Source organism: Cryobacterium sp., assembly GCF_025463825.1.
Lineage (GTDB): Bacteria > Actinomycetota > Actinomycetes > Actinomycetales > Microbacteriaceae > Cryobacterium.
Window position 1 is genome coordinate 1 of record NZ_JAODBG010000111.1, and the last position, 11138, is coordinate 11138.

General features: G+C 66.6%; 9 protein-coding genes and 1 riboswitch. Of the genes, 7 read left to right on the top strand and 2 right to left on the bottom strand.

Going from position 1 to position 11138, the window contains the following annotated elements; all coding sequences use genetic code 11:
- The first annotated feature begins 246 nt into the window (after window positions 1-246).
- A riboswitch (glycine riboswitch) is annotated at window positions 247-344 on the top strand.
- Window positions 345-558: 214 nt separating this feature from the next.
- The 3 genes from gcvT to gcvP all read left to right on the top strand — a co-directional run bounded on the left by gcvT (window position 559) and on the right by gcvP (window position 5198).
- Complete coding sequence (gene gcvT / locus JWP54_RS13770) at window positions 559-1758, top strand: glycine cleavage system aminomethyltransferase GcvT (protein ID WP_297373025.1); 1200 nt, start codon at window positions 559-561, stop codon at window positions 1756-1758.
- Between the two features lie 113 nt (window positions 1759-1871).
- A complete protein-coding gene (gene gcvH / locus JWP54_RS13775; RefSeq protein ID WP_297373027.1) occupies window positions 1872-2243 on the top strand; it encodes a glycine cleavage system protein GcvH in 372 nt (123 codons plus the stop codon).
- Window positions 2244-2300: 57 nt separating this feature from the next.
- Window positions 2301-5198: an aminomethyl-transferring glycine dehydrogenase gene (gcvP, locus tag JWP54_RS13780; protein ID WP_297373029.1), complete on the top strand. Its 2898-nt coding sequence runs from the start codon at window positions 2301-2303 to the stop codon at window positions 5196-5198.
- Between the two features lie 70 nt (window positions 5199-5268).
- On the opposite strand, the gene JWP54_RS13785 is transcribed toward gcvP, so the two are convergent.
- Both JWP54_RS13785 and JWP54_RS13790 read right to left on the bottom strand, forming a co-directional pair.
- On the bottom strand, window positions 5269-6123 hold the full coding sequence (locus JWP54_RS13785; protein WP_297373031.1) for a CPBP family intramembrane glutamic endopeptidase: 855 nt from the start codon (window positions 6121-6123) through the stop codon (window positions 5269-5271).
- Complete coding sequence (locus tag JWP54_RS13790; protein ID WP_297373032.1) at window positions 6120-6512, bottom strand: thiol-disulfide oxidoreductase DCC family protein; 393 nt, start codon at window positions 6510-6512, stop codon at window positions 6120-6122. The genes JWP54_RS13785 and JWP54_RS13790 overlap by 4 nt, the downstream gene beginning before the upstream one ends.
- A 321-nt stretch (window positions 6513-6833) precedes the next feature.
- Between JWP54_RS13790 and JWP54_RS13795 the strand changes: the two genes are divergently transcribed.
- From JWP54_RS13795 to JWP54_RS13810, 4 genes are all read left to right on the top strand, one after another.
- Complete coding sequence (locus JWP54_RS13795) at window positions 6834-8438, top strand: ABC transporter substrate-binding protein (protein WP_297373033.1); 1605 nt, start codon at window positions 6834-6836, stop codon at window positions 8436-8438.
- A gap of 116 nt (window positions 8439-8554) precedes the next feature.
- The gene (locus JWP54_RS13800) at window positions 8555-9484 is read left to right on the top strand and encodes an ABC transporter permease (RefSeq protein ID WP_297373034.1); all 930 of its coding nucleotides are present in this window, start codon (window positions 8555-8557) and stop codon (window positions 9482-9484) included.
- Entirely contained in the window at window positions 9474-10415 is a 942-nt protein-coding gene (locus JWP54_RS13805) for an ABC transporter permease (protein ID WP_297373036.1), read from the top strand. Before JWP54_RS13800 ends, JWP54_RS13805 begins: the two co-directional genes overlap by 11 nt.
- A partial coding sequence (locus JWP54_RS13810; protein WP_297373037.1) for an ABC transporter ATP-binding protein occupies window positions 10412-11138 on the top strand: 727 nt, incomplete at its 3' end. The genes JWP54_RS13805 and JWP54_RS13810, both read left to right, overlap by 4 nt.

Below are 11138 nucleotides of genomic sequence, written 5' to 3' on the forward strand. Positions count from 1 at the left end.
GTGTGGGTGGTGGTGGATCTGGTGGAGCGGGTTCCGGAGAGTGGTCGTCGTCATCGTCTGGAACTGGCGGTGGTGCCTGATCGGGGCTACTCATAGTGAGATCGTCTCACCTACCACCGACACTGAACCCCGCGCAGGGGTCTCTCCGTAGGGCTCTCGAAGACTTTCTCGCGAGAGCGGCCAAGCTTCACGGGCTGAGGGGTCCGGTAGACTCCTTCCAGTTACTTCAATTGAAAATTGGGCCACACGGTCGATGCGGGAGAGTTCGACGTCGTCAGACGAGCGAACACCGAAGGAGCAATCCTCCCCGACAATCTCTCAGGTACTCGTACCGCATCGAACGGGCCACTCTGAAAAGCGGACGAGCACAACGCGTCCGGCTCGGGCGCACCCGAACCGGTCAGAACTGCCAAGTCCCGCCCATGGTGAAAGCCGGCACCGCGCAAGCGTCCGGCGAAGCTCTCAGGCCTGACGACAGAGGGGGAGTTCCCAACGGGGTTCGAACGAGCCCCGGAGCAACTCGCCAGGCCCACGCCAGGCGACGACCCGGAGAACTCCATGACCTCGGCCAGCCCTGACACCACCAGCCCCGACAGTTCCAATCCGGACGGCATCAACCCGGAGCCCGCTTCCGCACCTGCGGCAACCGAACGGTTCTCGCCGCTGCACTCAGCCCATGTGGCCGCCGGCGCCAGCTTCACTGACTTCGCCGGCTGGCAGATGCCCGTGCGCTACTCCAGCGACCTGGCCGAGCACCACGCGGTACGCAAGGCCGCGGGCCTGTTCGACCTGTCGCACATGGCCGAGATCCGGGTCAGCGGGCCCCAAGCCGGCGAGTTCCTCGACCACGCCCTGGCCGGACGGCTGTCGGTGATCGACCTGATGCAGGCCAAGTACAGCCTGCTGCTCAACAGCCGCGGCGGCATCATCGACGACCTCGTCGTCTACCGCACCGGAGACACCGACTTCCTCGTCGTGGCCAACGCCGGCAACCACGATCAGGCCCTCGACGCACTCAGCCGGCGGGCCGCCCGGTTCGACGTGACCGTCACCGACGAGAGCGACGACACAGCCCTCATCGCCGTCCAGGGACCGAACTCCTTGGCCATCGTGCAGGCCACGGCCGGCCTCAGCACCGAGGGCGATGTTGCCACCCTGCCCTATTACCGCGCGCTCACCGCCACCTTCGAGGGCACCTCGATGCTCGTCGCCCGCACCGGATACACCGGAGAAGACGGCTTCGAGCTGTACCTGCCAGCATCGGATGCCCTCGCCCTGTGGGACGCGATCGTCGCCGCCGGCGCCCCGCACGACCTGGTCCCGGCCGGGCTCGCCAGCCGCGACACACTTCGCCTGGAAGCCGGCATGCCGCTCTACGGCCACGAACTCACCACCTCCACCTACCCCGCCCAGGCGGGCCTCGGCCGGGTCGTCAACCTCGCCAAGCCCACCGACTTCGTGGGCCGCACCGCAAGCGAAGAAGGCCCGGCCGGTGACGCCCCCGTGCTCGTCGGCCTGGTCTCGGCCGGCAAACGCGCCGGCCGCGCCGGCTACCAGATCTTCCGCAGCGCCGACGCCACCGAGCCCGAGGGTGTCATCACCAGCGGCGCGCTCTCGCCCACCCTCGGCTACCCGATCGCTATGGCCTACCTGCCGCCGGCCCTCGCCCGGCTCGACACCGAGGTGTTCATCGACGTGCGCGGCACTCGGTCGCCGGCCACCGTCATCGCGTTGCCGTTCTACAAGCGCCGCAAGTAAGCATCGGCGAACGGATGACCCGGCCCCGGGCATCCGCACCCGCTGCCGAACCATCGCGCAGCCCCCAGATCTGATCCATCCCCCTGTGATCAACCCCTTTGAGAGGAAACCCCTTGGCCGACAAGACCGAACTCCTGTACACCGCAGAGCACGAGTGGGTGCTCCTTGACGGCGACACCGCCACCATCGGCATCACCGCCTACGCCGCAGACAAGCTCGGCGACGTCGTCTTCGTCGAACTCCCCGAGGTCGGCAGTTCCGTCGCCTCCGGCACCGTCGTCGGCGAGATCGAGTCGACCAAGTCGGTGGGCGAACTCTTCGCTCCCATCGACGGCATCGTTGCCGCGATCAACGACGCCGTCGTGGACAGCCCTGAGCTGGTCAACAGCAACCCGCTCGGCGAGGGCTGGCTCATCAAGGTCACGTTCGAGGCCCTGCCGGCGCTGCTGAGCTACGCCGAGTACACCGCCATCATCGGCGAATAAGCAATTCCCTCCACAACAGCACGCGTGAACCAGACCCCGGAAAGAGCCTCCCTCCACATGTCGCAGCCCTTCACCCAGCGTCACATCGGCACCGATGCCGCCGAACAGTCCCGCATGCTGGCCATCCTCGGCCACACCAGCGTCGAGTCGCTCGTCAACGCGGCCGTGCCCGCCACCATCCAGGTGGAACAGTTCCGCCGCGAGGGCGACAGCACACTGCCGCCCGCCGCCACCGAACGGGAGGCCATCCAGGAGCTCCGCGCCCTGGCCGACCAGAACACCGTGAAGCGCTCGATGATCGGGCTCGGCTACTACGACACGATCACGCCCGCCGTGATCAAGCGCAACGTGCTGGAGAACCCCAGCTGGTACACGGCCTACACGCCATACCAGCCCGAGATCAGCCAAGGCCGGCTCGAAGCCATCATCAACTTCCAGACCATGGTCGCCGACCTCACCGGCATGGCCACCGCGAACGGCTCGATGCTCGACGAGTCGACCTCCGTGGTGGAGGGCATGCTGCTGGCCCGCCGCGCGTCGAAGTCACCGTCGAACCGGTTCATCGTCGACGCGGATGCGCTGCCCCAGACCCACGCGCTGCTCGGCAACCGCGCGCACGCGCTCGGCATCGAACTGGCCGTGCTGCCCCTGGATGAGAACAGCACCGCCGAGGACCTCGGCGACTACTTCGGCATCTTCGTGCAGTACCCCGGCGCCTCCGGCCGGATCTGGAATCCTGCTGCCGTCATCGCGCTCGCGCACGAGAACAAGGCCCTCGCCGTGGTGGCCGCCGATCTGCTCGCTCTCACTCTGATCACCTCGCCCGGTGAGCTCGGCGCGGACGTGGTGGTCGGTACCAGCCAGCGCTTCGGCGTGCCGATGGGCTTCGGCGGACCGCACGCCGGCTACCTCGCGGTGCGCACGGGCCTCGAGCGCCAGATGCCCGGCCGCCTCGTCGGCGTGAGCGTCGACGCCGCCGGCCACCCCGCCTACCGCCTGTCGCTGCAGGTGCGCGAGCAGCACATCCGCCGTGACAAGGCCACCTCGAACATCTGCACCGCGCAGGTGCTGCTGGCCGTCATGGCCGGCATGTACGCCGTCTATCACGGGCCCGACGGCCTCAAGGCGATCGCCACTGAGGTGCACGAACGCGCCGGGGCTCTCGTCGCGGCCCTCCGCGCGATCGACGTCGACGTGATCAACAGCAGCTTCTTCGACACCGTGCGGGTGTCGGTGCCCGCCGGTGCCGCCGCCATCGTCGCCCAGGCCGCCGCCGCGGGTTACAACCTGCACTCCGTCGACGCCACCACCATCGGCATCTCGGTCGACGAGACCACCACCGCGGGCGACATCGCCGCCGTCGTGGGCTTCTTCGGCGGCCGCGATTCCTTCGGTCACGTCAACCTCAGCGCCATCCAGGGCGGCCTGCCCGCAAACCTGGCCCGCACCAGCGACTACCTCACCCACGCCGTCTTCAACACGCATCGCTCCGAAACGAGTATGATGCGCTACCTCAAGCGCCTCGCCGACCACGACTACGCGCTGGACCGCGGCATGATCCCGCTGGGCTCCTGCACCATGAAGCTGAACGCCGCCACCGAGATGGAGGCCGTCACCTGGCCCGAGTTCGGCGGACTGCACCCGTTCGCCCCTCGGGCCGACGTCGAGGGTTACCTCGAACTCATCCGCCAGCTCGAGACCTGGCTGACGGATGTCACCGGCTACGACTCCGTGTCACTGCAGCCCAACGCCGGCAGCCAGGGTGAACTCGCCGGGCTCCTCGCCATCCGCGGTTTCCACCTCGCCAACGGCGACGTCGACCGCACCGTCTGCCTCATCCCGTCCAGCGCCCACGGAACCAACGCCGCCTCCGCGGTGCTCGCCGGCATGCGCGTCGTGGTCGTGGCCTGCGACGAACTCGGCAACGTCGACCTCGACGACCTCCGCGCCAAGATCGAACAGCACGCCGACACCCTCGCCGCGCTGATGATCACCTACCCCTCCACCCACGGGGTGTACGAACACGAGGTCGGTGCGATCTGTGCCGCGGTGCACGACGCCGGCGGGCAGGTTTACGTCGACGGGGCCAATCTCAATGCCCTCCTCGGCTTCGCCCGGTTCGGCGACTTCGGCGGCGACGTCTCGCACCTCAACCTGCACAAGACCTTCTGCATCCCGCACGGCGGCGGCGGACCGGGCGTCGGCCCGGTCGCGGCCAAGGCGCACCTCGCCCCGTTCCTGCCCGGGCACCCGCTCGCGCAGGACGACGAGCACTACCTCCTCGGCGGCGACGGCACCGAAACCGTCGTACACGGCGGCGGCCCGGTCTCGGCCGCGCCCTACGGCAGCCCGAGCATCCTGCCCATCTCCTGGGCCTACGTGCGCATGATGGGCGCTGAGGGTCTCAAGCAGGCCACCGGCGCGGCCGTTCTGGCCGCGAATTACGTGGCCAAGCAGCTCAGCGACCACTACCCGGTGCTCTACGCCGGCGACAACGGCCTGGTCGCGCACGAGTGCATCCTCGACCTCCGCCCGCTCACTGCAGCGACCGGGATCACCGTCGACGACGTGGCGAAGCGCCTCGTCGACTACGGCTTCCACGCGCCCACGATGAGCTTCCCCGTGGCGGGCACGCTCATGGTCGAGCCCACCGAAAGCGAAGACCTCGGCGAGATCGACCGGTTCATCGAGGCCATGATCGGCATCAAGGCCGAGGCGGATGCCGTGGCCGCGGGCACCTGGCCGGCCGACGACAACCCGCTGCGGAACGCCCCGCACACCGCCCAGAGCGTGATCGAGGGGGAGTGGACCCACCCCTACGACCGCGAGAGAGCGGTGTACCCGGTGCGCACGCTCATCCGCCACAAGTACTGGGCGCCGGTTCGCCGCATCGACAACGCCTACGGCGACCGCAACCTGGTCTGCGCCTGCCCGCCGCCCGAGGCCTTCGAGTAAATCACCCCCGCGAGCCGCGAGTTGAACCCCAAAACGTCCCGTTTTTGGGGTTCTTCTCTCGGTTCGCGGCTTAGGACGTGGGGATGAGGAGGGCGGGCCACCAGAGGACCGCCAACGGATATCCCACGAAAGACAGGATGTCGAGCACCCAGTGCGCGACCACCAGGGGCATCACCCGGCCCCAGCGCAGGTAGCACCAGCCGAAGACCACGCCCATCAGGGCATTGCCGAAGAACGGGCCGATGCCCTGGTAGAGATGGTAACTACCGCGCAGCAGCGCGGCCGAGACGATGATGGTCCAGGCGTTCCAGCCCAGTTCCCGCAGCCGGGTGAAGAGGTAGCCCACCACGATGACCTCCTCGACCAGCGCACTTCGCAGCGCCGAGAACACCAGGATCGGAATGGTCCACCAGAAGGTGTCCAGGGGCGACGGTACGACGGCCACGGTGAATCCGAGGGCACGGCCGGCCAGGTAGAGCCCGAGGCCCGGGATGCCGATGATCAGCAGGAGCGCGCCGCCGCGCAGCAGGTCTCGGCGTGGTTCGGTGAAGTCGACCCCCAACATTCGGAACGGGGTGCGGTCCGGCTGCCAGAGCAGGTAGAGCACCAGGGCAACCGGGAACAATGAGATCGCGATGGCGAGGAACTGGTAGGTGAAGTCCAACCATTCCCGCGTCGATTGCGACCCGTTGATCGTGGCCGACTGGTCGCTCAGGGCGACCTCCGCGGTGAGCCGGGCAATGATCGACACCACCGAGTACACCGCGGATGCCCCGAGCGAGAGCCCGAGCACGATCGCGATCTCCCAGCGCAGCCGCGAGCGGGACGGCGAGGTGGGGGAGCCGGGCTGCGCGGAACCGCCCGGTTCCGCACCCGATAGAGCGCTGCCCGGCGCGTTGTCCGGACCGTACGGAGCCGCACTCATGCCGCGCTCGGCATCCGGCAGGCCGGGGTGCCGCCGGGCAGCCGGTACCGATACCGGGCCACGAGGCGGTAGCCGGCCTCGGCCGCCCACGACCACGGCGGCACGGTTCCCAGCCAGCCCAGCAGCCGCAACCCGGGATTCGGCTGCCCGCGCAGCATGGCGGCGATGCCGGAGGCGCCACCGTAGCGACGCTCGCCCGTCACGAACCACACCATCGACCTGGCCTGCTCCTCGTCGAGACCGAACCGGGCGAGGTCGGTCCGCTGGAAGGGAGCCGTCGCCGGCACCCGGGGAAGGGTGCGCTGCAGCCAGAGAACGGCGGTCGTGCAGAAGCCGCAGTCGCCGTCGAAGATCAGCGTTGCCGGGGAGATGGGCGGGGGAGTCGACATCCCTCTATTTTGCGCCTGCTGAGACCAGCACGACGTGCCCCTGGGTCACACTTTCGGGCGTATCTGAAACCGCTTGCAAAGCCACTCGGCCGGGTCCTCCCAAGCATCGTGAGAGGAATGCGCAAGAATCGAAGATAAAATCGCAAAAAACCGCTTCTGCGCAAGAATCATGCGTATTTGATTACTCCTGTGTAACGTTTACCGTCAGGTTTTGCACCCGGGCACAGAGAAACTTAGGGTTTTGATAACTAGTGCGCCGCTGCGGTCACAAATCGCGACGGCGCTCACCTTTGCACTGGAGGAAAATTGAAGAGATCCCGCATGGGCCTGAGTGCCCTCGCGCTTGTATCGGTCAGCGCCCTCGCGCTGTCGGGTTGCGCGTCATCCGCCGATGAGGCAGACGCACCCGCGGCTGACACCGCAGCGATCATCAGCACCAACGGCAGTGAGCCGCAGAACCCGCTGATCCCGACCAACACCACCGAAACCGGTGGCGGCAAGATCATGACGTCGATCTTCGCCGGTCTGGTGTCCTACGGCGCCGACGGCCAGATCGAGAACGAGGTCGCCAAGTCGATCGAGTCCGACGACGCCACCAACTGGACCGTCACGCTCAACGAGGGCTGGACCTTCACCAACGACGAGCCCGTCACCGCGTCGTCCTTCGTGGATGCCTGGAACTACGGTGCGCTCTTCAGCAACGCCCAGGGCGCGTCCTACTTCTTCGACGACATCGCCGGCTACAACCCCGAGGCTGACGCCGAACTGACCGGCCTCAAGGTCGTCGATGACACCACCTTCACCGTCGAACTTGCTTCGCCGGAGGCCGACTGGCCGCTGCGTCTCGGCTACACGGCATTCATGCCGCTGCCGAGCGTCGCGCTCGAAGACATGGACGCCTTCGGTGAGAACCCGATCGGCAACGGCCCGTACATGCTCGATGGTGAAGGCGCCTGGGTTCACGAAGAGAACATCAGCCTCGTCACCAACCCGGACTACGAAGGCGTGCGCAAGCCCGTCAACGGTGGCCTGACCATCCAGTTCTACGCTGACCAGGGCGCCGCTTACGCTGACGTCCAGGGCGGTAACCTCGACGTCCTCGACGCCGTTCCGGACTCCGCGTTCGAAACCTATGAAGACGAATTCGGCGACCGTGCGGTCAACCAGCCGGCGGCCATCTTCCAGGGCTTCAACATGCCGTACTACCTCGAGCACTGGAGTGGCGAGGAAGGCAAGCTGCGCCGCGCCGCGATCTCCATGGCGATCGACCGCGAGCAGATCACCGACGTCATCTTCCAGGGCACCCGCACCCCCGCGACCGACTTCACCTCGCCGGTCATCGACGGCTACTCCGACTCGCTCGAAGGCGCTGAGGTCTTGGAGTTCAACCCGGACGAAGCAGTCAAGCTGTGGGCCGACGCTGACGCCATCGCACCGTACGGCGACACGACCTTCGACATCGCCTACAACTCCGACGGTGGCCACCAGGCCTGGGTCGACGCCGTGACGAACAGCATCAAGAACACGCTCAACATCGACGCAGTCGGCAAGCCATACCCGACCTTCGCCGCAGCGCTCGACGACCGCAGCAACGACGCACTGACCGGCGGAACCCGCGCCGGCTGGCAGGCCGACTACCCGTCGCTGTACAACTTCCTCGCTCCGCTGTACCAGACCGGTGCCGGCTCGAACTACGAGGACTACAGCAGCGAAGAATTCGACACCCTGCTCAAGGAAGGTGCAGCTGCATCCAACGTCGAAGACGCCACCGCAAAGTACCAGGAAGCTCAGGAGGTCCTGCTGAAGGACCTGCCGACAATCCCGCTGTGGTACTCCAACGTCAACGGCGTCTCCTCTGACTCCGTCGACAACGTGGTGTTCGGCTGGGACTCGGTCCCGCTGTACTACCAGATCACCAAGGGCTAAATCTCCCTGATCAACCGCAGTGCAATGTCCGGGGCGTGAAGCCCCGGACATTGCACTGACTAGACTCATCCAGTGATTGCGATCCTCATGCACAAAAGATTCCCCGAGCTCACCTGATGCTGTGGTACACCGGCAGGCGCGTCCTCCAAATGATCCCCGTCTTCTTCGGGGCCACATTCTTGATCTACTTCATGGTCTTCTCCCTGCCCGGCGACCCGATTGCGGCGCTCTATGGCGAACGCCCGCCGTCGCCGGGTGTGCTCGATCAAATCCGGGCCCAGTACAACCTCGACAAGCCCTTCATCGTGCAGTACCTGCTGTACATCGCGAACTTCTTCCAGGGCGACCTGGGCACCACCTACTCGGGGCGCCCGGTCAGTGACGTGATGGGCTCCGCCTTCCCGATCACCTTCCGCCTGGCCATGCTCGCCCTGGCCTTCGAGGCGTTCGCCGGAATCTTCGTCGGCCTGATCGCCGGCCTGCGCAAGGGCAAGCTGTTCGACGCCAGCGCCCTCGTCGTGAGCCTGCTCCTGATCAGCGTGCCGACGTTCGTCGTCGGCTTCGTATTCAGGCTGGTGTTCGGTGTCCAACTCGGTTGGTTCCGCACCACCGTGAGCAGCGAGGCACCGTGGGGCGAACTTGTCCTCCCGGCGATCGTGCTCGCATCTGTGTCGTTCGCATACATCGTGCGCCTCACCCGCGCCAGCGTCGCCGACAATCTCAACGCCGACTTTGTCCGCACCGCTACCGCCAAGGGCCTGTCCCGTCGCCGCGTGGTATCCGTGCACGTGCTGCGTAACTCGCTCGTTCCCGTTGTCACGTTCCTCGGAGTGGACCTCGGTTCCCTCATGGTCGGCGCCATCGTGACCGAAGGAATCTTCAACATCAACGGCGTCGGTGGCACCGTCTTCAAGGCCATCAGGCTCGGTGAGAGCACCACAGTGGTGTCGTTCATCGCTGTCATGGTCGTGATCTTCGTCGTTGCCAACCTGCTCGTCGACCTGCTGTACGCAGCTCTGGACCCAAGGATCCGTTATGCAAAATAAGCCTGGTCAGGCGCACTTCGTCGCGGAGCTGGAAGACACTCCGGTAGCCGCAGTCGACCGCCTCGACGAAAACGAAAAGGCTCGCAGCACCTGGGCGGATGCCTGGGACTCGATGCGACGCCGTCCCACCTTCTGGGTATCAGCCGGGTTGATCCTGATGATCGTGTTGATCGCTGTCGCCCCCGGCCTGTTCACTGACGTCGACCCGCGGGCCTGTGATCTTTCCAACAGCAACGCGGACCCGATCAGCGGCCATCCGTTCGGCTTCAATCGCCAGGGCTGCGACGTCTACGCCCGCACCATCTGGGGAACCCAGGCCTCGGTCACCGTCGGCCTCCTCGCGGCGAGCATCGTGACGCTCTTCGGAATCATCGTCGGCTCCCTCGCGGGATACTACGGCGGCTGGCTCGACGCGTTCGTCTCCCGCATCGGCGACATCTTCTTCGCCATCCCCACCGTGCTCGGCGCCATCGTCCTGATGTCGGTGCTGCCCACCGCCACCCCGGCCACGGTCGCCCTGGTGCTCTCGGTGTTCGCCTGGCCCCAGATCGCCCGCATCATGCGCGGCGCGGTGCTCTCCGCCTCGAACTCCGACTACGTGATGGCCTCGACCGCCCTCGGAGTGTCCAAGTTCCGGATCCTGCTGCGTCACGTGGTTCCGAACGCGATCGCTCCTGTCATCGTCGTCGCCACGGTCTCGTTGGGCACGTTCATCGTCGCCGAGGCGACGCTGTCGTTCCTGGGCATCGGACTGCCGCCGAGCGTCATGTCGTGGGGCAACGACATCGGCACCGCACAGACATCCATTGTCACCAGCCCGCAGGTGCTCCTGTACCCCGCGGCCGCCCTGTCCATCACCGTGCTCGCATTCCTGATGCTCGGCGACATTCTGCGCGATGCGCTTGACCCGACGGCGAGGGCGACTCGATGAGCCAGACACTCCTAGACACCACCCCGGAGGGCATCAGCAGGGGCGAGCAGCCGTTGCTGCAGATCCGCAACCTGGAGGTCGGTTTCCAGACCCAGCGCGGAATCGTTCCCGCGGTGCGTGGGGTCGACCTCACCCTCTACGCCGGTCAGACCCTCGCCATCGTGGGGGAATCCGGTTCGGGCAAGACCACCACTGCTCAGTCGATCATCGACCTGCTCCCGGGGGCCGGCAAGGTCACGGGCGGCCAGATCCTGTTCGAGGGTCGGGACCTCACCACGCTCAATGCCCGGGAGATCCAGGCCGTGCGCGGAAACCTGATCGGCTATGTGCCGCAGGACCCGATGTCGAACCTCAACCCGGTCTGGAACATCGGCTTCCAGGTGGAGGAGACGCTCGTCGCCAACGGCAAGGCGAAGCGCGGCAAGGATGCTCGGCTCAAAGCGATCGAGGTGCTCAAGCAGGCCGGGCTCAGCGACGCCGAGAGCCGGCTGCGCCAGTACCCGCACCAGTTCTCCGGGGGGATGCGCCAGCGCGTGCTCATCGGCATCGGTCTGTCATCGCAGCCGAAGCTCCTCATCGCCGACGAGCCGACGTCGGCGCTCGACGTGACGGTGCAGCGCGCGATCCTCGACCACCTGGCCACGCTCACCGGCGAGAGCGGCACCGCCGTGCTCTTCATCACCCACGACCTCGGGCTCGCGGCGGAGCGTGCCGAGAAGCTCG